We start from the raw sequence: 20,916 nt of genomic DNA on the forward strand, positions 1-20,916 counted from the left end.
GATGGCGGACCAGAGCAATTACAACCTGGAACGTGTCCTGTCGGAACCGGCGGCCCTATTGGTTATCGATATGCAAAATGACTTTGTTCATGAGCGTGGGGCTTTTGCCCAATCGGGGTACCGCGTCAGCGGCTATCAGGCCATTATACCTGCGATGAAGGAGCTCATCGAGGCGGCGCGCACGGCTAGCGTACCTGTCGTATGGGTGGGGATGTCGCATAATGAGCTGAATGATGGCGAGGATGCCTGGAGCCAGCGGCGGGCGGGCAGTAATCACCCGGCCAGCTGCCGGACCGGCACGTGGGGTGCGGATTTGTATCATGAACTGGAGCCAGGGATGGAGGAAATGGTCGTCTGGAAGCACCGCTACAGCGCCTTCGTCCAGACGCGTTTGCACCAGCTGCTCGCTGACCGGGGGATCCGGACGCTGGTAGCTGTTGGGATCAACACCAATACCTGCGTCGAATCTACGCTGCGCGACGCGCATCTGATCGGCTATCATGTGGTGCTGGCACAGGATGCAACGACCTGTCTATTCTCCGACGCGTACGAGCCGAGCCTGCGCAACATTGAGCGCCACTTCGGTATCGTTAGCGATACAGCAACAATCATGCAGCGTTGGGCAGGTCAGGGCTCGTCGGTGCTGATGGAGTCATCCGAAGGATGAGGGATAAGCAGCAGTTACGAAGCGGACTTCCGCGATCTTAGCTTGCTGACCAGTCGTCTGAACCAGGCCATCTTGGAGCTCAGCATGAGAACAATCACGAGCAGCAGGACCAGTGAGATTGGACTGGTGACGATATTGCCGACAAAACCTCCGACGCTGCCCTGCGAAATCTCCATGCCGCGACGCAGGTTATTCTCAATGAGAGGCGTCAGAATAATGCCCAGCACGAGCGGCGCTAGCGGGTAGCGATACAGCTTCAGGAAGTAACCCAGAATACCGAAGAGGATCATCCAGTAAACATCTCCGATACTGTTATTGATGGCGAAACTACCGATAATGGAAAGCGTGATAATAATCGGGATGAGGATTGGCTTCGGGATTTCAATAATTTTACTGAAGATCCGAATGCCCGTCAGACCGAAGATCAACAGAAAGATGTTGGAGATGACAAGGCAGCTGACAATGATCCAGAAGAACTCAGGCTGCTCGGTCATGAGCATGGGCCCCGGACGCAAGCCATGGATATATAAGGCGCCAAGGAACAATGCAGTGCCGGAGTCACCAGGAATACCTAACGTCAGCGTGGGGATAAAGGCACCGCCAATGGATGCATTATTGGCGGATTCAGCCGCTACAACGCCTTCGAAGGCGCCTTTGCCGAAGGGACGGCTCGGTTTTTTTACCGTTCGCTTAGCCTGGTCATATGCCATCAGGGACGCAACCTCTGCCCCGGTACCCGGCAGGGCGCCCAGCAGCGTGCCTGTGGCAGAGCTGCGCAAGGTGAGCGGCAGGTACTTTTTGACTAGCCCCCAACTGGGAATAATCTTGTCTACCTTCTGCTTGATTGGTTTGGTCCGCTGCTTTAACTGCATCAGCGCTTCTGACAAGCCGAACAGGCCGATCATAACGACGATGAAGCTGATGCCGCCCAGCATAGTTGTACTGCCGAAGGTAAGCCGGGGCTGCGAGGTAAATGGATCCATGCCGACCATGCCGATGGTGATGCCCAGCGACGCGGTAATCAGCGCCTTGCTCATCGAGCCTTCTGTGAGACTACCAACCAGCAGAAGGGCCATCATCGCGAGCAAAAAGTAATCATAGGGCGAGAAATGAATGGCAAGTGAGGATACGATCGGCGAAGCGATCACCATCACGCCAATGCCAAAAAATTCGCCGATGACGGAGACAACGGTACTGAGTCCCATGACAACCCCAGCCAGCCCTAATCTGGCTAGCGGATACCCATCAATTGCGGTCGCCATGGCCGCGGGGCCGCCAGGTATATTAAGCAGAATCGCTGTGCGGCTGCTGCCGTACACTCCGCCTGTAAAAATCCCCACCATGACTGCCAATGCGGCATAGACATCCCATGTATACGTGAAAGAGAGCAATAAAGAAAAGGCCATTGTAACTGAAAGGCCCGGGATGGCACCGATATAGATGCCCACGAATACCCCTATGGCGACAAGGGCCAGTAGCTCGACATTTAGAAGTGGGACGAGAAACCCTTCAATGCCTGACATAGAAATCTCCACCTCATGAGTTTATGGGAATACAATTATGGGAGTACGATGTGGAAAATGGTGTAAAAGACCAGAATCAAACCCGCGACCGTACCTAACGATACCAACAGCTTTAACCAGGGTCTCCGCCAGTCCAAGAACATCATGCAACTCCAGAGAAACAGGAATGTCGTAATCTCAAAGTGTAAAAGCTCCACCAAAAACGCGTAGGCTGAAACACCGACTATGAGCACAAGAACATCTTTTGAGAAAAGATAGCTCCTCGCCTCGCGCAAACTGCCAAGCGTACCTCGTCTGCGTAGCAGACTTACAGCCTGAACACCAAGCAATAGCAGGATAAGCGAGATCACCGTCTGCGGTAGTGTCCCGGCATGATTCGTGTAGCCCTGATAGATACCAGGAAGCTTGAGGGATTCCAGGAACAAGGCGCCCACAACCAAAAATAGAAGGCCCACTAGCAGATATTCGCCCGGGCCCTGAGTTGGCAGCGGTGGGGAAGCGAGGTCCTGATCGAGCTCTTGTGAATGCTCCTCTGCCATGAGAATTCCTCCTTATCAACAAAAGATGGGGAGGGCTGTGTCAATCACCCTACCCCGAATGTCTTACTGACCCGGTCTTGGAATATCGAAATCCTCTGGTGAGGCTTGCGACTGGCCGGCATCATGGATGAGCCACGCCTGCTGGGACTGCCAGGCATTGATATGGTCCCAAGCGGCATCCCCGGTCAAGCCGAGCGGCGTATAACCGTTGGTCTGCAGGAAGCTCTGGAATTCCTCGTTCTCGTATCCGGCCTTGAAGGCTTCTGTTAGTGTAGCGACGACATCGTCGGGTGTTTCTTTCTTCACGAACACGCCGAACCATGGGCCAGTGGTCTCCAGCATCGATTGGGCCTCCGGCTTGACGGCCCCGAGTGCCGGCACATCCGGGATGGCATCGATTGGATCATTGGAAATCACGGCGAGACCTTTGAAGTCGCCTTGTTGCAGGTACTGCATGGCCGATCCCGCGGATAACACCGTCACATCGATCTGGTTACCCATCAGAGCGGTAATCAGCGGTCCATCGCCGTCGAAGGTGACGGGACTGAAGCTGGTGTCGAACAGGTTATTCATCATGATCGAAGCAACCCACGGCAATCCACCGACGCCGCTGACACCCATCTTGATCGTGTTGGGGCGTGCTTTGGCATCCTCCAGCAGATCATCAATGGAGTTATAAGGGGAATCCTTGCTAACGACAACGACGCCGGCAATTCGGGCAAAGATGTAGATCGGCGTGAATTCCTTGTACGTCAGATCAGACAGGCCAAGCACAGGGTACAGAGAACCATCGCCTGTATTGAAAAGAAGCGTGTAGCCGTCAGCCTTCTGGTCATAGACATATTGCTGACCAATTGTGCCGGATGCTCCCGTTCGATTGACCATAATGATATTCTTGCCGAGTGCTTCCTGAGCCCCGTTTACGACGGTTCGCGAGACCAGGTCAGTACCTCCGCCGGCCCCCCAAGGAACAATACCATTAATATTATTGGAGGGATAAGTGCCGCTTTTGCCGGACAGGGTGCAGCCGGTTAGGGATAGGACGATCAGCGACAGGCTAAGGATCAGAAGAATCTTTTGTTTTGCTTGACTCATGGATGCACATCCTCATAGATATAATCTTGCTAGATCGTGGTTCGAGTATACTTATTGAAGCCTAAGTCTTGTCCAATCCAAGGTGTCCGGCATCCGCAGATGACGGACGGGGGCAGGGGCTTCCGACAACAAGACCTGCACAGGCAGAGCTGCCTCGTTCAGAGCCTGCTTCAGATGCTCAGCGAGACTAATAATTCCGGGCAATTCCACTTCATAGTGGCAAAAATCAAGGAGTGCCAGCCCGACCTCAGCAGCATACAGCCGATCATCGTGCCGGACATCACCGGTAATCAGCAGGTCTGCTCCACGAGCAACCGCTTGGTCTATATCGGCTCGACCCCCGGCACCGACCTGTACAGCGATACTGTGGATTCGCCGATTATCCGCTCCGACGACATTGACCGGTCCGGTTACGATGCCGTGCAGACGTTGCAGTAGCTCGGATAAGCTGCAAGGGTTCGTTAATTCACCGACCGTACCGAACATGGCAAGTGTTCCTGGCGGTAGTCCAGGTCTGTCCGGAACGGGGATGGAGCGCGCATTAGCCTCCTCCGTTGTTGTCGCCAGGAAGCCATATCCTTCGTATAATGGACGAGATACGGGGGCGCCAGCGGCTTTCATCAGGGTGTCCGCTGTACCCCCCGGCAGGAAGTCCAGGTTGTTGTGGCAGACGACAAAGGCGATATTGTGCCGGAGCAAGGCCATAACGGCCCGGCCTTCGTAAGTATCTGCTGTCACGCGACGAATCCCTTTGTTCATCAAGTGATGATGGGTGACCACCATCTGGCATTGCCGGTCGATCGCTTCTTGAATAACAGCCTCGGTGAGGTCTACAGCAAGCAGGACCTTATCGACCGAGAGATCTTCTTCGCCTACGAGCAGCCCGGAGTTGTCTTTCTTGGCTACGCATTCAAATGGCATAAATGAATCCAGAATCTCGATGACTGATTTGCATGTGGTCAAACTCCATCGCCTCCATTATTACTTCTAGAACCACCATGTTACTCGGAATTATCCGTGCGGGTCAATCAGAATTTTAATGACAGGTTCTGTACGATCCACCATCAGCTCGAATGCACGCTGGGACTCCGCCAGAGGCAGGACATGGGTAATCAAGGGGCTGAAATCATAATTACTGTTGATGAGTTGTACCGCATCGGCAAAGTCTTGCTCGACAATCCCTCGACAACCGATAAGCGCCTGTTCGCCCGATACAAGACGGTAGAAATTAGCCTCCATCACTTGTGCGGTCATCGGCAGCATCACGATGGTAGCCTTGAGGCTGCTGAGTGCAAAGGCGTCGGTCAGAATGCCTCTGGCCATGGCAGTGACAATGGTTCCGCTAGCTCCAAAGCCTCCTGTTATACGAAGCACTTCTTCCACCGCATTATCGCGTAGCGGGTTAAATGTGCCTGAAGCGCCTAGCTTCATTGCAATCTCAAGATTATAATCAAGGGTATCCAGGCAGTACACCTCCTGATAACCCAGACTCTTGGCAGCAATCAGAGCCACAAGACCGATGGTTCCGGTACCTACGATGGCTATTGGTTTGTCGCGATCCAGATGGGCGAGTCTTCGCATGATGTGGAATCCGATGGATAACGGCTCTGCGATTGCGGCATTCTGCATGGAGATTCCGTCATCAATGGTATATAATGTGCGCTCCGGGACATTGACATATTCGGCGAAGAACCCCATCATCTTGGCGCTGCCAGCAACAATCTTGGTGGGACAGATATTAATCTGTCCTGCCTTGCAGTAGCGACAGGTTCCGCAAGGGATGGCATGGTTGACGACGACCTTGTCGCCAACGCGGTGATGCTTAACGTCTGGGCCGATCGCTGCGATTTCACCGACCAGCTCGTGACCAGGAATCATGGGCGGTTTGCGAAAGGGATGCTCATCATGGAACAGATGAACATCCGAGCCGCACAGACCGGCATAAAGAACTTTGATTAGCACCTCGTCAGCTTGAAGTTGCGGCTGGGCAGCTTCTTGGATGGCTACCTTGTGTTTATCAACGATAACTGCTGTGTACATGAATTTATTGCTCCTTACCTGATCCGAAGATTTGCTTGAAGCCTTTGACGCAGGCGCGGTATCCGTCCTCTAGCGAACCACCCGGCGGGATGTAGAAATTCTCAAGGGAGACGACGCCCTTGTAACCGTCTTTGCGCAGAGCGTCTGCAAGATCTGGCAGGATATCTGCCAGTGTTCCTTCACCGACGTTAGTGGAGGTGATGATACTTTTGCGGGTATCTACCGTACCATCCTTAATGTGGATGTGGCCAATCAGATCCTTCAGTTCTTCATACGCATCTGGAAAGGGAGTCTCATGATTAAATAAAGTGTTGGCTGGGTCCCATAGAATTCTCAAATGCGCGCTGCCCATATCCTCAATGAATTTGCGGGTCAAGTAGGCAGACGTTAGAAGCGTGTTGACACCGGTCTCAATCAACAGCTCGATTCCATGAGCTTCGGCCAGTTTGACAGGTTCTTCGAAGATACGCAGCATTTTCGGCCAGGTTTGATTATGGTAAGCGTTGCGAATGTCTGCGCCTTGATATCCCCAAATAGCCATTTGCTTGGAGAAGGTCAAGCATCTTACTTTCTTGCATCCCAAGTAGTTGGCGAGCTCAATTTGGGCTTTGATTTCGGCGAGGTGCTCCTTATACGCATCATCACCGAGCTCGATTTTCTGGGCCGATTGATCCCGGAACGCAAAGCCGCCAATGACGGCAGGTTGGATATCATATTGCTCCAGAAGCGCCTTGATGCGCTCGTTTTCTTCATCGGTATGAAAACCCGGCTTTTTGCCCCATACGAATTCAATATCTGCATAGTGCAAGCCATCAGCCTTCATTAAGGATAGCGCGTGCTCGAAGTCTCCATTGGGACCGCAGATATCGGATGGAATGGCCCCCAGCTTGTATGGCAGTGTTGGGTTCTGCGACTCAGTATACATGGTCATACTTTTCTACCTTGGATGGATGGTCGGGATCTGCGAATTGATTGAGCTTCTCCGGGTAACCGGCGGCGCGAACGATCTTCAGATGGGATTCGAGGGCGGCTTCGCTTTCCCAAGTTTCCATCATGACAGCAGCGTTTTCATCACGATTTATATACAACGCATATTCGATACAGCCCGGCTCTTGCCTCGAAGCATCTACCAGCGGCCGGACTACAGCGAGATATTCGTCCAGTACACCTGTTTTCAGGTAACGTTTGGCAACGATTTTGAGCATTGGAACCTCCATTGATACGAATTTAACCGCATTTGAATACAAGGAATTACGGGTTAGCAGCTATGCCTTGTATTATAGGGGATTCTATATCGTTTGACTCATTCGAAATGTCCATCTAATTGATAGATTCAGGCTATGAATTGCAGATGAGAATATAGTATAGTTAATTAACCGGAGAAGTTGGAATGGTGAATAGGAGGGGGACATCTTGAACTATAACTTATTGTTCTATTTTAAAGTTCTAGGTGAGACCGAGCATTTTGGGAGAGCGTCGCAAATTTTGCATATTGAGCAGCCCAGTCTCAGTCAGAGCATCAAAAGGCTGGAAAAGGAGCTTGGTGTTGCGCTGTTTGAGAAGCGGGGACGTAATGTGACCTTGACGGAGCATGGCCGGGCTTATCACCAGCAGATTAGTAAAGCGTTCGAAGCGATTGATTCCGCTACTCTGGAGTTGTATCGCAATGCGAAGCTGGAGACGATTACGATCTCTTCAGTCCACTCGCATCCCAAATCTCGCTTCTCCAGTTATGTGACCCAATTCCTCGGCTTGCCGGGCAATGAGCATATCAAAATTTCGATTTTTGAACGTCATACCCAGCAGTCCTTTGAAGCGCTTCGCAATCAGGCTTGCGATCTCATTGTCTGCTCCAGCAAGAATGAGGCGGATGATCTCGTCTATATTCCAGTGTCCCGCAACCGCGTGCTTCTGATTGTCCCTCTGGATCATCCGCTGGCTGTCCATGATGAGATTGATATACGGGAGGCGTTATCCTACAAGTTTATTTACCCGTTTCCTATCACTGGCATGCGAACCATCTTCGAGAAACTGTTTGCAGAGCTGGGAACCTTGCCGCCCATCGCCCTGGAAGCCGAGAGTGTGAATTTCACCGCTTCCCTTGTGGCTGACAACGTCGGCATTGCGCTCTCACCGGATTCTGAGCACCTTCAGATGTACGACATTAAGAAGATCAATCTGACCAATGAGGCAAGCACGTTTTATCACTATCTAGCTTATCCCCGCAACAAATCGTTGTCACCTGCAGCCAAGCAATTTGTTTCGTTCATTACCGCGGAAACGGCGGGGCGTCCAGACGCTCGCGAAGACGTCTAAGGTCGTCGATATGCAGCTGCGAGGCATGAGATTTCTTGCCGCCAGCCGATACGAAGGTCATGTCGGAGCCAAGACAGTCGCCCATCACACGCATGAGCGGGCTGACACTGCCGACTGCCCCTGCAATGACCGGTACGTGCAAAAAGGTTTGTCTCGCTTCATGAATGGCATCACTGAGGTCTGCCAGCTCCCGGACGTTCTTCACACGGGTAACGAGCTTGACGATGTCGGCGCCAGCCTGCTGCTCGGAGAGGAGCATCTCGCGAATCTGCTTCGGCTTCCAGCCTGTCTTGAAATTGTGGGTGGAAACAATGAGCTTGGTATTCCTCGCATGCAGGAGGTCCCGCCACTTGGCGATTTGCGTGGCGCCGTACTGCAATTCGATATCCACGAGATCGATCATCCCGGTTCCGCTCACTTCATCAATCAGTTGAAATTTGTCCTCTGCTGTGATGTCCAGTAAGCCGTCCTCTTCGGCATGTCGTGACGTGAAGATGATGGGCGTAGGGCCTGCTATCTCTCGCAATGCTGCTAAGGCCTCCAGAATCGGAGCGGGCTGCGGATACCCCTCATAATAATCAACCCGCCACTCGATCAAGTCGGGTCTACTAGCCATGATGCTCTGTGCATCGGCTATCAATTGCTCGCGTGTCCTGCTGACCAGTGGCACACACAACAAGTATGACTCTCCGCCAAACACCACATCCCGGACTTGGACTTGCGGTCGTTTCACGTTCTCCATCATCTTACCTAATCCCCTTTCAGACCTAGCCTTGCGTAGTGTGGACAAGAATACCTCACTTTTGGCAATTCGTAAATAGCCTGATTGTTTTGTTTAATACTTGTGGACTTAGATGATATACTATAAACAATTCATGGTTAAAATTTCAATAAGGGGCGCAAACGAAATGAGTCATACCCTCATATCTCCTCCTCTGGCGTTTGAAGTATTAGAGCATGATCGTGTCATTGCTAAAGTGCAGCTTGACTATCGTAATCAGACAGTGCAGGTGTGGCAAGATGAAAGCATCTCTCCCGTTTTTCTACCTTTTCCGGCAAAACAAAAAGTGCAGGTGAGTGATGTACTGGATTACTTCGAGAGCAGATGTTTCCCGCGCACAAGGCATCATAGAGAAAAAGTATTACAAGCTCTAGGCTTGCGTGAATATGTACCTACCGATATTGTAAAGAAGACACATGGCGTATTATATGACGATTATGTATGGATAAGATTTGCTGGTGAGGAGTTGAGGTGTGTTGATGTCCATCCCCGTTTTGCAAGTGAGCAAGAACCTCCGCCAGAGCTTTGTAACGAGCAGTAAAGGGGATCAACTAAAATGGAAGATCGGCAATCTGTGGGGCAAAGCGGACAAATTTGGTTATGAAGGCTTAGCCGAATGGGTATCGTATGAATTGATTACTCGTTCAAATATTGATAAACGATTGGTCGTTCCTTATAAACGTTGTCTTTTAATTGAAGATAATGATATAACCTATGAGGGTTGCTATTCGGAGGATTTTTTACTTCCTGGAGAAAGCATAATTACCCTGCACAGGGTATTGGAAAGTTATGGGGTGAACTTTGAACAACTTCTCCAACGACAAAGTGCCAAATCGGCCATTTTGTCGATTGTAGATTTTCTTAAAAGCACCCTAAAGTTAGATACACTAAATTATATTTCAGTCATGCTGTCACTGGATGCTTTCTTATTAAACGAAGATCGCCATCTTAATAATATTGCTTTTATCCACGGTCCAGCAGGGTATAAACTTTGCCCCTATTTTGACCATGGGTTAAGTCTGTTGTCTGACACCACAGATTATCCCATGACAATGCCTACTAGTATAGCTTTGCGAAAAGTGAAGGCCAAACCATTTAGTACTGATTTTTCTAAACAAGCTCGCGCATTAGAATCTCCACTTTCTTTTAATCGATCATCTGTTACGAGTTTTATTGATGAGAATGAAGCTGAACTCGGCAGAGTGGCGCAAATTCTCCGGACACAAATAAATAAATACCACTTCTTATTTCAATGAATGATTTAGTTATTCATGAAAAAGCGGGCATGCACCTTTGCATGTCCGCTTTTTTGCTAACCTATGACCCAATCCATTACTTTCGCGCCGGAGCGTGAGCTGGGGTTTCTTTTTCAATCATAAAGGTAATGACCACAAACAGTGCGAACGCCAGAAGGAGGAAGGAGCCGCCGACGATAAAATAAATGAGTACGAATGTATCGTTCCAGTTGAACGGATTGAGGAAGTACAGCCACATGCCCGAGCTGAGGCCAAATGATCCCGCCATGGCCATGACGCTCTGGAGCGATACGAGAGCTTTGCGGCGAATCTTGTAGACCTTGTAGAAGATGCCCCAGGCAAAGACGGATAGCCAGCCGACGACCAGCATATGCGCATGAATGGGGGTCATGGCATAGTCAGTGCGACCCGCCATGTCCGAGCCGATGAAGGTACCGATCACCCCGAATATGGCAGCGAACCGAATAAGTCGAATACTCCATGTTTGTTCCATCATTAGACCTCCATGATTAAGTTATAAGATGATATTGTTTGGAAACGAAACCGTGAATACACTACCTTCGCCAAGTGAGCTGTCCACCTGGATATCTCCATTATGAAGGGTGACGATTTCCTGTACAATGGCTAATCCCAACCCGGTCCCATTGTTTTTACGAGCTTCGTCCTCCCGGAAAAACCGATCAAACACTTGAGGCAGAGAAGTGGGAGCGATTCCGATCCCCGTATCCCGAAAAATGACAGAGACGTGGGTGGCATGTACTGTCAGCCCGATTTCAATGCTCCCGCCAGGCCTGTTGTACTTGATGGCATTGGTAAGCAGATTATCCCACACATTCATCAGCAGCTCCTCGTCTCCTCGAATGGTGAGCGGGGCCAGCTTGTACGACAAGTCAATCTCCGCTTCCTCCAAGCGCCAACGGTAACGGCGGATGACGCTTTTCAATTGCTCGTCCAGACGGAACTCTATCAGATTCATCGGATACATGGTTTGTTCCAGGGAGGTCAAGAGCAGCAGTTGCATCGTCAACGTGGACAGCCGTCTTGATTCCTGATCAATAATGGCTGCATACTCTAATCGCTGCTCTTCCGGTACCGAAGCCGATCGTAGCAGTCCTGCATAGCCCTGGATATTCATAAGCGGCGATTGAAAGTCATGGGATACATTACTGATGAATGCTTTGCGGGCCAGTTCATTGTGCTGCAGTTGAAGCTGCATCAAGTTAAAGCTGTCCGATAACTGACCAATTTCATCCTTGCGCTTAATATCTAATGGATAGCTGTAGTTCTCCCGGGCAATTTGTTTGGTTGCTTCGGTCAATTGGGCGATGGGCCTGGTTAACTGTCTGGCCAGCCAGAGCATACCAGCGATGTTGACGACCGCGATAGCCAGGATAAACCCGGCAAACACCGTATGAATATCGGACGAAATCCATTTGATATTGGGCCGCATAAACAGGCCATACCGCTCATCGTGATAGGTGAACGGGAGCCCGACCGTGTTGCGCAAATCGTTTGCAAAATGACCGAACAGAAAATTGCCGCTGGAATAATCTTGAATGCCATGGTAAATCCTGCGTTCCGTAATGACACGCATCGCTTCATCCGGGAGGGTCATATCCTCAAATGCCTCTCCGAAGACATGCTGATCCCCGTTTTCACTGTGCACATAGATTTGATAACCGAGTTTGGAGACGGATTCCAGGTAGCTGTCGAACCCGGCTTCGGTTTGATGCATTTGTTCCATCGCATAGACAATTTCTTGCGCAATCGCAACGTTCTGCTCATCGCTGCGTTCCTTGGTTACTCGTAGATAATATTGATTGGCCAAAAAAAATCCGCCCACAATGCTAACGACCAGTATACATAGCGTGGCCAGAATGAACTGCCGGTACAAGGTTTTCATCGGAGCATCTCCAGCTTATAGCCAATGCCGCGCAGCGTTAGAATCTCCACATTCGCATGATGTCGTTTCAGACGTTCCCGGATGCGGTTGATATGCGTGTTCAGTGTCATTTCATTGCCCTCGTAGTCCTCGCCCCACACATATTCCATCAACAGATGGCGAGTGACCGGCTGATGCGCTCTGGCAACAAGATGCGATAACAGTTCGAATTCCTTCAACGGGAGAATCAGGGTCTCCTGCTCAATCGTTACTTCATAGGTCTGCCGATTAACCGTCAGGTTGCCAATGCTTAGCTGTTCATCCAGTGTAGGCTTATACCTCCGCAGAACAACTGCTACCCGGAATAATAACTCTTTGGGCTCAAAGGGCTTCACCAGATAATCCTCTGTACCGGATAGGAAGCCGCGCTCCTTATCCTCCAACTGACCCTTGGCAGTCAGCAGGATGACTGGAATGGACAGGTCTTTGCTCAAAATACGCGTTAACTCAAAGCCGTTCATCCCCGGCATCATCACATCGACGATGGCCAGATGGATAAGTTCGCCATCGATGATCTCCAAGGCTTGCTCGGCATGATCAGCGAGTAGGACCTTGTGGCCCTCCTGCTGCAGATGAATGGATACGAGCTGTTGAATATTCGGATCATCATCAACGACAAGGATATTCATGCTGTCTGCCTCCATCTTTCGAATCAGTCATTGCGATGCTGGTTTTTGCTCTGGCTGGTTATCCTTTTCGAAGAAGAGAATCAGTGCTGGCAGGAGCATCCCACGTACGAGAAAGGTGTCCATGAGAATGCCGATCGCTACGATAAAACCAAAGACAAACAAATCCGCAATCGGCATGGTTGTCAGAGCGGCAAATGTTGCGGCCAGAAGCACACCAGCGGAAGAGATTACGCCGCCTGTGCGGGATATGGCTCGCTCCAGAGCCTCTTTTACCCGGTAGGCCTTGCGTTCTTCAAGGAATCGAGAAACAAGAATAATATTATAATCAATGCCAAGCGCGATCAGAAAAATAAAAGCATAGACCGGAACGCGCGTGCTGACGGCATCGAAGCCAAAAAACATATCCACCAGGAACAGTCCCAACCCGAGCGCAGAAACAAACGACAGCAGATTGACAGCCATCATATAGATCGGCATTTTCCAGGAGCGTGTTAATCCCATGAGTAGAACAAGAATTAGTAACGTCTCCAATACCATGATGACGACAATGTCCCTGTTGTTAACGGTTCTCTCATCTGCCAATTTGGCCGTAACGCCTGCCAGGTGCGCTTCACCGTCGATTGAAGCCGTCTCCATATACTCAGGCATCGAATCCCGCAAGGAACCTATAGCATCTAATGCTTCGGTAGAATAAGGATTGATCGACAGCGAGATGCTGAAGCTCAATGCCTGCTGATCATCTGTCTGATCGCCAAGTCGGACGGAAGCGACTTCAGGGTAGGAGGCAATCGCTTCTTGTAGCTGAGCGACGCTGTCCTCAGGAATCGATTCCTTGCCTACGACAAGCAAGGTGGATGGAGCGAGTGCTCCCTGGTCAAATTCGGTCTCGACGATTTCATAGCCAACGCGTGAAGGCATATCTTCGGGAAAGGATTTGACAGAGTCGAATTCAAAATTAAGATTGAATACATTCAGGGCACTCACGATCAAGAACACGCCTACGATGCCTCCGGATATGACGGGCTTGTTCACGACAAACTTGGCAATACCAGCCCAAGCGCCTGGTTTTTTTGCTGGATGGGCTTGTCCATAGACAGGCACCTTGGGCCAGAAGGCTTTGCGGCCAAACAGTGTGAATAGGGCTGGCACGAGGGTGATGGAAGCCACCATGATAATCACCATAGCCATACCGAACACTGGTGCGAAATTCTGATAATCGCGGAACTGGGCCAGGAACAAGACAAGCATGGCTGCCAGGACTGTCCCGCCTGCGAAGAATACCGGCTCACCGGTGGCTCGCATGGCCACTTTCATCGCCTCATGTTTGCTCTCATAGCGGTTCAATTCCTCCCGGTATCTGGAGAAGACAAACAACGAATAGTCAATGACGGCCGCAAAGAGCAAAATACTCATGATTGAAGTGGTTGAATTGTTAATAACCAATCCTGCGGCACCCATCAGGGCAACCGATTGATTGACGATTTGGTACACAATTACTGTCGCAAGAAGGGGGATGAACGCCAGTAATGGTGAACGGTAAATGACGATGAGCAGAACCAGAATAATAGCAATGGTCGCAAGGAGCAAGACAAAGTCTGCCTGCTCAAACAGCTTCACTGTATCGCCTGCAATGCCAGCCGGGCCGGTTACATAGAAGCTGACGTCCTGCATGTTCGCGGCAATAGACTGGCCAATGCCCAGCACCTCATTATTAATTTCGGCAAAGTCGGCACTGCCAAGTCCGGGCTCCAGCATCATCGGCAGCATCAAGGTGGAACCTCTCGCTGAGGTGAAGCTCTGGATGGCAGCTGGGGGGAGCTGGCTCAGGTCCACGATCGATTCAATACCGGGAATAGCCGCTGCCTGAATGCCCGCGACTATCTGCTCTGCGTCCTCGATATTCAGGGTACCCCTCTGCTCCTGATGAAATACGAGGATACCAGGCGTCCCGCGATCATTAGGGAAGTACTCCTCCAGCAGATGCTCGGCTTGCATCGAGGGGACCTTGTCCGGAAGAGATTGAAAATTCGTGACCTTGTAGTCATTCAATTGCGGACCTGCGCTGATAGCGATCATCAGGATAAACCAGCTCGCCAAGGTGATTTTCATTCCTTTTTTTGTAGACACCCAATCGGTAATCGCTTGAAGCCATTTGTTTAACACATGAATCCTGCCTCTCTGTATCAATTTTAATGTATCATAGCGAAGCTATATAAATTGAATCACAACTTTTTGTGGCGTTTCATTGAACGGGAAATTAATGGGGGGTTCTTGTGATGGAACCATTCGACAGCATCCAACGTCTAATTGGGTGAGAATGGAAACGGGGGTATAGAGATGAAGGGGTTAAAGAAAGCTATGCTGGTCATTGTGATGGCGCTGCTATCAAGCTCACTTCTGAGCGCTTGCGGGTGGTTTAAGGATGCGGAGTTGGCCGGTTATGTGTTGGAGGTGGATGAGAGCCGGCAAGTGGTGATGGTAGATATTTCAGATTATGTGAATCGTAAATATACTGAATATCCGGATATTGGCTACGCTTATGATGCTCACTATGATGCGGATACAAGAATAATGAGGACAGACGAAACAATAATTGGGGTGGAGGAATTAAAGATCGGGGACAAAGTCATCCTGGATGCACCAAAGCCGGAACCGCGTGCAGGTGGCGAGGGACGAGCAAAACAAATCACCGTCGTTGAGATGGAACAAACAGAGAAGTACAGAAGATTAACGGCCCATAGACCGAACGTCTATTTAACTAATGTGGTCTACGATCCGAACACGACGTTGCGTAACACGATGGAGGAATTTAACCAATACACCCCGGGGATCGAAAAAGAGGGACTGAATTGGATCGAGATGGTTCCAACTATGTCATCGACTACCGCAAGGAGTTCGGTTTTGAAGCGGATGAGATGATACTGGTGTTCGATCAAGAGGGACTCGTTTTCAAAACGGAGGATGTCCAAGAGCTGGCTGCCTGGCGGGAGGCTCAACAAGTAGAAGAGTATGGAAAATAAGTGGGGGAGAGGATACGGTGCGGGTGAGTTGGAGGCGTGTTGCAGGAACATTGTCCTTATGTGTGGGACTGACGGTGGGGCTGGTCTCAGTGTCGGCGGAAGAGAATGTTGGTAAAAAGACGTTGCCCGAAGCGTTCGATCAGTCCGTCATTGTTCCTTACGATTACCAAGGAAAAGCCTTCGTAAATGGCGTCAAAACGGATATCTGGGGAGAGTATGAGATCGTACAGCGGCAAGGGCGGGTTATGGTGCCGATCCGGCTGATGGGGACGTTGGCGGGTCATATTACGGATTCTGACGGCATGTGGCAGGCTGACTGGTCAGCTGAACGGCCAGATGAAGTTGTGCTGCGTAACGGCAATCTTGGCCTTTCCATCAAATTTACGGTTGGTGAAAGGACGATGGTAGTAGGTCAGGAGAAGCGGACGATCGATATCGCCCCGCAACGGATCGGTGACCGGATCGTGCTGCCCTTGCGCAGCGCTGCAGAGGCACTGAACACGCGTATCGAATGGTTGGATGGGCTCATCGTTATGAGTGAAGAGCCGATAGATCTGGTTCATCCGCAGACTTCGGGTCTTGTTAGCCGGGTCAAGAAGCAACTTGTGGATGCTCGTCCTCGACTGGATTGGTCGAGTGAGGGGCAAATGCTGAATCCACTGACGATGGTCGGATCAACCGTTTACTATACTGGTATTAAGGATGCGAACAGTGGAAGCTGGCATTTGTACAAGCGTGGAGTAGGCCAGCAGACAGGTGAATTGATAACTCTACCAGGAAACCCCCAACTGGGGACTGCCAAGCTAGTTGGGCAAGAGCTATTCTTTCTTACTCAGACCGAGCAGGGAACATCGCTATATGCTTACCACTTGGGCAATGAATCCATACGAAAAATTAGCGACGTAGCCAATTGGGATCCGACCTGGGGGTGGCTCGGGGAGATCAGATATATTGATGGCGAGTTGTACGTGATACTTCACTACGGGGACAATACCATGGGCAGCGACACGCTATACCTTGCAAAGGATGGCCGACTGGAAGAGGTCACATGGGCGAAGAGTTTTATTAACTATGCCTTCGATGACGCTTTTTTGTACGCAACTGATTTTCGATTTATGTACGGAATGGAAAATAATCTGTTTCGTGTGGACAAGGCCACTGGTGAGCGAAGCGATGTGGGTGTTCCCGAATACGCGTACGGTGTGATACGCGAATATAGCCCGACGGCGGAATCTTACCGCCATCATGAGGCCCTCTATATTCGGGATGGAATCGTCTATGCTCTAGGGTATCTGGGGGAAGACCGGCAAGATGTCGCGGCAGTTTATCGCATTGACCCTGAGAGCCGCACCCACACGAAGCTGACGGGGCATGCCGAGGATTTTTGGCTGATAGACGAGCACATCTATTACGTCGATGGTGTGGATGGATTCTTGAAAGCCGTCGACAAAGACGGTGGAGAGAGTTGGATCGTCCTGAATATGCAAATGAAAAACGTCCAGTTTGTTGATGGCAGCTTCTACTTTATGAAACCTTCGCACCCTGATGCTAGTACTGGCGTGCTGTACCAATATTTTGTTGGTCAGTTTGTGGCCCAGAATCTGCTCAAACAAAGAAGTGAGCTGCCCGTAAGCAGTTACGAAGTTGGCAAGTCCGGATTGTACTATATCCAGCAAGGCTATGACCCGGGACTGTTCAAGGTCGGAGCGGACGGCCGCAGTACGCGCTTGGTGAGCGACAATGTGCATTCCACCGCGCTAAGCGACGATGGGATCGTCTATACGCTGGCTTATGAGAAAGGCATATTCTCAGGCAAGTAAACCTTCAAGCCGTTTCGGGGTCACCGTTTGCAGTGATGTGCGGGACGGCTTTTTTGTCTATGTCGGGTGAGTCATCCTGGCCCGTTTGTGGCGAGAGTGTCGTTTAACTGTGCCTAGGTTGAAGTATCAACCACATGAAACCACGCTAACGGAACTGACAGACGCTATCCAAGCGAAAAGCCCTAGTTTTCAAAATCTAACGGAACTGAAAGATCTTATGGAGGCTAAAACCTATGTTATGATCGGCATTTTCCTTTAATAACGGCGCTGAGTTCCGATAGAATGCAAAAACACGCTGAAAAATCAAGATAAGGTCGCTCAGTTCCCTTACTGGTTGGCGATTGTCTATTATTGCTCCATACCCACGGTTACTCACTAATAATCGATGCTCTCGTGGGAAGCATTAGAGCCGAAATTCAGAAAGGCGATGCTGGGAAGCCCCTCCCCGCATCGCCTTCTTGTGCTCTCATTGTTTTTCATTGTGGCAGTAGTACTCAAAACAATTCTTTCTCTTGGGCGATCTGCAGCGCCTGCGTCCGGGAGGACACGCCAAGCTTGGCATAGAGGCGCGACAGATAGACACGGACAGTTCCTTCGGAGAGCGCCAGCTCGGCAGCAATCTGCTTGTTGGAGGCCCCGCGGCGGACGAGGCTTAGCATTCCGAGCTCACTCTCCGTGAGCGGTTCATCCAGAGGAGGAGAAGCAGGCCGAGTCGCCTGCTGGTCAACTGATTCATCAGCAAGCAGCTTAGCCAACAGTTCGCGGACATAGGAAGTCAGCTCGGTCTGTTGACTGGTTCGGTGAGACTGAAGATATGCTTGCAGCAGAGGAATAACCGCCCCGCCTGTATCCAGGAAGCTGCGAATATACCCGTTGGTGTAGGCCAATCCGAGCACACCAGAAAGCTGGTGCATTGCTACAGTGCGCTGACCTCGCTGATCGTGCAGCATAGCAAGAAGCAACCCGATCTCGATCATGCTAGAAACCAGACCTTCACGCTGCGCTTGGGGCAGTAACTGCTCCAGCATCTGAATCGCCTGTGAGTATTTGCGTTGCTGTCCGAGAAATCTGGCCCATGCAAGATACTCGGTTTCACGGCGTAAGGTGGGGATCGCTTGCAGGGACAGATGCAACAGTGACACGTCCTGCCTGGCTTTGCCGATCTCCATTCGGGAGAGATGAACCTGCGCCTTGATGGCGCGCAGTGCGGATAGCCAGCGTTGATCCGGATACTCGGCGGCCTTCTGCATGGCCTCCTGAATCCAAGCCAGCGCCAACTCTCCCTGTCCAGAGCTCATATACAGGCGCGTCTGCAGAATGCGATGGGGGACGAACAATCCAGGCGTGGTCTCCAACTCCCCATAGGCACCGATCGTATCAAGCAGCGTCTGGCACTCAACGAGACGATTCCACTCATAATAACCTTCAGCGAGTGAGAGCCTCACGTACAAATTGAACAAGGAATACGCCCATCCGTGCGACTCCAGCACTTGACTGAACCGTACGCCGACCTGTTCGGCTTCAGGGGATAACGCGCCTTTCAGCCCAATTCGGGTTCGGTTAATGAGAGGCTCCGAAACATTGAAATTGTAGCTGTAGAACGTGCCGTTGTCGATCAGCAGCCCCTCGCCCAGCCGATCCGCATAAGCCTGCCATTCTTCATAATTGCCGCTAAAAAACAGCAGATTGGAACGAATAAAAAATACGCCGGATGCGATGGAGGCCCGGTTGCATTCATCGTCTTCCGTCTCCAGACGCACTTCCAGCGTCTGTACGACCTGCTGGGCTTGATCGATCCTGCCGGCTACAGCCAGCACAAATGCATGAAGCATGAGCCAACCCGAAGATACTGTGTCAGGTTGTGAAGGCCGATGCTCCAGCCAGCGAAGCATGTTGGTGAACTCCCCTTGCCTAAGGATACTTTCCATATGCTGCTGCAGGAGCTGCTCGGCCTCGTCAAAGTCCTCTCCAGCCAGGGCGTAATGCATGGCCGCATCGACCATGCCCCGCTCGGCGCATGCGCGGCTTGCCAGGCAGCAGCCGCGTCGCCAGTCATCCGGATCTCGGTTGCGCAGCAACGTCCTTAGAAACTCGGCAAACAGGGGGTGATATCGATAAGAAGCGTCATCATCATCAATGGGCAAGAGAAACAGGTTGGCCGCTTCCAGACGCTGGAGTAGCTGCTGGCTGCGTGGCTCACCGGATACGGCACGACACAAGTTAGCATCCATTCTCTCCAGAATGGAGGTGCGAAGCAGGAAATGCTGCAGTTCCACAGGCAGCTGGCTAAATACCTCTTCAAACAAATAGTTCGCGACGGCATGTTTTCCTTCGAGGGGCTTGATTGTTAAGCCTAGAGTAGGCTGACCGGCATGGGATACCGCAGCGAGCTGCAACGCAGTTACCCAACCTTCTGACCGCTCGTGAAGGGTGCGAATCTCCTCCGGTGTGAGATGAAGGTTGTGCGTTCTGTCATAGAAGGCGCCAGTTTCCTCTTGGTTGAATTGCATGTTGGCATAGGTTAGAACCGACATCTGGTTACGAGCGAGCCAACGGCTGGTGGAGAACGGCAGGTCGCTGCGGCTGCCGATGATTAGGTGACCGGTGTCGGGGAGATACGAAATGGCATAAGCCAGGCTCTCATGAATGCGCCTATCCGAAATCACATGATAGTCATCGACGATAAGCACGACTGGTTCAGCCAGACTGTACCACTCGTTCATGAGCGCTTCAATAAAGTTGAATAAGGAGGCGTGTGGCAGCATGGAGGCAAGCGACTCGATCTGTGCGCCTGTCTGCTGCGAGACAGTGGCCAGTGCAGCTGCGAGGTAACGCCAGAAGCGCACAGGATCATTATCGAGCTCATCCAGCGAAACCCATGCGGTCCTGTGCTTGCTGGCATGCGCCCATTGACTGAGCAAGGTGGTCTTTCCACAGCCCGCAGGGGCGCAAAGTGCCGTCAAACGTCCGCTAACACTTTGATCCAGCTCGGACAGTAGACGACGGCGTTCGATATGTCCGGCCCGCAGGCGGGGCACGGTAATTTTGGCTTTTAACAGGGTGACATCGCCAGGATTTCCGGTAAACATCTAGCTTCCTCCGCTAATCAAGGTATTTCCTGTGTTTCCAGTATACACGATTTTTGTCGGATTCGGCTGTCGATTACATTTGTTACGTCCCCGATACAATTCCGCAGCATTCGGATATGTTCCAGATACATTAGATTGCTAGTGTAAGGGAAAGGTCCCGTTGCATGCCAAGCGTCTGCGAGGGAGAAACTACGTGCAC

19 protein-coding genes are annotated in these 20,916 nt (G+C 51.0%); 6 read left to right on the forward strand and 13 right to left on the reverse strand.

Annotated elements, in window-relative coordinates:
• Position 1: 1 nt before the first annotated feature.
• A complete protein-coding gene (locus tag F556_RS0115970) occupies positions 2-667 on the forward strand; it encodes a cysteine hydrolase family protein (protein WP_020617982.1) in 666 nt (221 codons plus the stop codon).
• Positions 668-681: 14 nt separating this feature from the next.
• Here F556_RS0115970 and F556_RS0115975 read toward each other — a convergent pair whose 3' ends face one another.
• The 7 genes from F556_RS0115975 to F556_RS34220 all read right to left on the reverse strand — a co-directional run bounded on the left by F556_RS0115975 (position 682) and on the right by F556_RS34220 (position 7,069).
• Positions 682-2,190: a tripartite tricarboxylate transporter permease gene (locus tag F556_RS0115975; RefSeq protein ID WP_020617983.1), complete on the reverse strand. Its 1,509-nt coding sequence runs from the start codon at positions 2,188-2,190 to the stop codon at positions 682-684.
• A gap of 35 nt (positions 2,191-2,225) precedes the next feature.
• Entirely contained in the window at positions 2,226-2,729 is a 504-nt protein-coding gene (locus tag F556_RS0115980; protein ID WP_020617984.1) for a tripartite tricarboxylate transporter TctB family protein, read from the reverse strand.
• Between the two features lie 63 nt (positions 2,730-2,792).
• A complete protein-coding gene (locus tag F556_RS0115985) occupies positions 2,793-3,824 on the reverse strand; it encodes a tripartite tricarboxylate transporter substrate binding protein (protein WP_020617985.1) in 1,032 nt (343 codons plus the stop codon).
• Positions 3,825-3,875: 51 nt separating this feature from the next.
• A complete protein-coding gene (locus F556_RS0115990; RefSeq protein WP_020617986.1) occupies positions 3,876-4,787 on the reverse strand; it encodes a Nif3-like dinuclear metal center hexameric protein in 912 nt (303 codons plus the stop codon).
• Positions 4,788-4,835: 48 nt separating this feature from the next.
• The gene (locus F556_RS34215; protein ID WP_020617987.1) at positions 4,836-5,864 is read right to left on the reverse strand and encodes a zinc-dependent alcohol dehydrogenase; all 1,029 of its coding nucleotides are present in this window, start codon (positions 5,862-5,864) and stop codon (positions 4,836-4,838) included.
• A gap of 4 nt (positions 5,865-5,868) precedes the next feature.
• Positions 5,869-6,795, reverse strand: a complete 927-nt coding sequence (locus F556_RS0116000; protein ID WP_020617988.1) for a sugar phosphate isomerase/epimerase family protein — start codon at positions 6,793-6,795, stop codon at positions 5,869-5,871.
• Positions 6,779-7,069: a putative quinol monooxygenase gene (locus F556_RS34220; RefSeq protein ID WP_020617989.1), complete on the reverse strand. Its 291-nt coding sequence runs from the start codon at positions 7,067-7,069 to the stop codon at positions 6,779-6,781. The genes F556_RS0116000 and F556_RS34220 overlap by 17 nt, the downstream gene beginning before the upstream one ends.
• 208 nt (positions 7,070-7,277) lie before the next feature.
• Between F556_RS34220 and F556_RS0116010 the strand changes: the two genes are divergently transcribed.
• Entirely contained in the window at positions 7,278-8,180 is a 903-nt protein-coding gene (locus F556_RS0116010; RefSeq protein ID WP_020617990.1) for a LysR family transcriptional regulator, read from the forward strand.
• Here the strand turns inward: F556_RS0116010 and F556_RS0116015 are convergent.
• Positions 8,134-8,925, reverse strand: coding sequence for a type I 3-dehydroquinate dehydratase (locus F556_RS0116015; RefSeq protein ID WP_020617991.1), 792 nt, complete (start codon positions 8,923-8,925; stop codon positions 8,134-8,136). The genes F556_RS0116010 and F556_RS0116015 overlap by 47 nt on opposite strands.
• A gap of 109 nt (positions 8,926-9,034) precedes the next feature.
• On the opposite strand from F556_RS0116015, the gene F556_RS37785 reads away from it, so the two are divergent.
• Positions 9,035-9,502 (forward strand): hypothetical protein, encoded by a 468-nt coding sequence (locus F556_RS37785; RefSeq protein ID WP_211222600.1) that lies wholly within the window; start codon positions 9,035-9,037, stop codon positions 9,500-9,502.
• Positions 9,435-10,217 carry a hypothetical protein gene (locus F556_RS34225; protein WP_157272780.1) on the forward strand — a complete coding sequence of 261 codons (783 nt, stop codon included), beginning with the start codon at positions 9,435-9,437 and terminating at the stop codon, positions 10,215-10,217. The genes F556_RS37785 and F556_RS34225 overlap by 68 nt, the downstream gene beginning before the upstream one ends.
• A 76-nt stretch (positions 10,218-10,293) precedes the next feature.
• On the opposite strand, the gene F556_RS0116025 is transcribed toward F556_RS34225, so the two are convergent.
• From F556_RS0116025 to F556_RS0116040, 4 genes are read right to left on the reverse strand one after another with little or no spacing between them, the layout of a single operon-like run.
• Complete coding sequence (locus tag F556_RS0116025; RefSeq protein ID WP_020617993.1) at positions 10,294-10,710, reverse strand: hypothetical protein; 417 nt, start codon at positions 10,708-10,710, stop codon at positions 10,294-10,296.
• Positions 10,711-10,731: 21 nt separating this feature from the next.
• Positions 10,732-12,120 (reverse strand): sensor histidine kinase, encoded by a 1,389-nt coding sequence (locus tag F556_RS0116030; protein WP_020617994.1) that lies wholly within the window; start codon positions 12,118-12,120, stop codon positions 10,732-10,734.
• A complete protein-coding gene (locus F556_RS0116035) occupies positions 12,117-12,788 on the reverse strand; it encodes a response regulator transcription factor (protein ID WP_020617995.1) in 672 nt (223 codons plus the stop codon). The genes F556_RS0116030 and F556_RS0116035 overlap by 4 nt, the downstream gene beginning before the upstream one ends.
• A gap of 27 nt (positions 12,789-12,815) precedes the next feature.
• On the reverse strand, positions 12,816-14,897 hold the full coding sequence (locus F556_RS0116040) for an MMPL family transporter (protein ID WP_051108726.1): 2,082 nt from the start codon (positions 14,895-14,897) through the stop codon (positions 12,816-12,818).
• A 228-nt stretch (positions 14,898-15,125) separates the two neighbouring features.
• On the opposite strand from F556_RS0116040, the gene F556_RS0116045 reads away from it, so the two are divergent.
• Both F556_RS0116045 and F556_RS0116055 read left to right on the forward strand, forming a co-directional pair.
• A complete protein-coding gene (locus tag F556_RS0116045; protein WP_020617997.1) occupies positions 15,126-15,707 on the forward strand; it encodes a hypothetical protein in 582 nt (193 codons plus the stop codon).
• A 124-nt stretch (positions 15,708-15,831) separates the two neighbouring features.
• A complete protein-coding gene (locus F556_RS0116055; RefSeq protein ID WP_157272781.1) occupies positions 15,832-17,628 on the forward strand; it encodes a copper amine oxidase N-terminal domain-containing protein in 1,797 nt (598 codons plus the stop codon).
• A gap of 494 nt (positions 17,629-18,122) precedes the next feature.
• On the opposite strand, the gene F556_RS0116060 is transcribed toward F556_RS0116055, so the two are convergent.
• Entirely contained in the window at positions 18,123-20,717 is a 2,595-nt protein-coding gene (locus tag F556_RS0116060) for a winged helix-turn-helix domain-containing protein (RefSeq protein ID WP_020618000.1), read from the reverse strand.
• Positions 20,718-20,916: the final 199 nt, after the last annotated feature.

The organism is Paenibacillus daejeonensis DSM 15491, assembly GCF_000378385.1.
Classification (GTDB): domain Bacteria; phylum Bacillota; class Bacilli; order Paenibacillales; family Paenibacillaceae; genus Paenibacillus_D; species Paenibacillus_D daejeonensis.

Excerpts from the sequence above, each read along its gene's own strand:
- F556_RS0115970 (WP_020617982.1), top strand. The coding sequence starts at position 2 with ATGGCGGACCAGAGCAATTACAACCTGGAACGTGTCCTGTCGGAACCG.
- F556_RS0115975 (WP_020617983.1), bottom strand. The coding sequence starts at position 2,190 with ATGTCAGGCATTGAAGGGTTTCTCGTCCCACTTCTAAATGTCGAGCTA.
- F556_RS0115980 (WP_020617984.1), bottom strand. The coding sequence starts at position 2,729 with ATGGCAGAGGAGCATTCACAAGAGCTCGATCAGGACCTCGCTTCCCCA.
- F556_RS0115985 (WP_020617985.1), bottom strand. The coding sequence starts at position 3,824 with ATGAGTCAAGCAAAACAAAAGATTCTTCTGATCCTTAGCCTGTCGCTG.
- F556_RS34215 (WP_020617987.1), bottom strand. The coding sequence starts at position 5,864 with ATGTACACAGCAGTTATCGTTGATAAACACAAGGTAGCCATCCAAGAA.
- F556_RS0116000 (WP_020617988.1), bottom strand. The coding sequence starts at position 6,795 with ATGACCATGTATACTGAGTCGCAGAACCCAACACTGCCATACAAGCTG.
- F556_RS34220 (WP_020617989.1), bottom strand. The coding sequence starts at position 7,069 with ATGCTCAAAATCGTTGCCAAACGTTACCTGAAAACAGGTGTACTGGAC.
- F556_RS0116015 (WP_020617991.1), bottom strand. The coding sequence starts at position 8,925 with ATGATGGAGAACGTGAAACGACCGCAAGTCCAAGTCCGGGATGTGGTG.
- F556_RS37785 (WP_211222600.1), top strand. The coding sequence starts at position 9,035 with ATGATATACTATAAACAATTCATGGTTAAAATTTCAATAAGGGGCGCA.
- F556_RS0116025 (WP_020617993.1), bottom strand. The coding sequence starts at position 10,710 with ATGGAACAAACATGGAGTATTCGACTTATTCGGTTCGCTGCCATATTC.
- F556_RS0116030 (WP_020617994.1), bottom strand. The coding sequence starts at position 12,120 with ATGAAAACCTTGTACCGGCAGTTCATTCTGGCCACGCTATGTATACTG.
- F556_RS0116035 (WP_020617995.1), bottom strand. The coding sequence starts at position 12,788 with ATGAATATCCTTGTCGTTGATGATGATCCGAATATTCAACAGCTCGTA.
- F556_RS0116040 (WP_051108726.1), bottom strand. The coding sequence starts at position 14,897 with ATGAAAATCACCTTGGCGAGCTGGTTTATCCTGATGATCGCTATCAGC.
- F556_RS0116045 (WP_020617997.1), top strand. The coding sequence starts at position 15,126 with ATGAAGGGGTTAAAGAAAGCTATGCTGGTCATTGTGATGGCGCTGCTA.
- F556_RS0116060 (WP_020618000.1), bottom strand. The coding sequence starts at position 20,717 with ATGTTTACCGGAAATCCTGGCGATGTCACCCTGTTAAAAGCCAAAATT.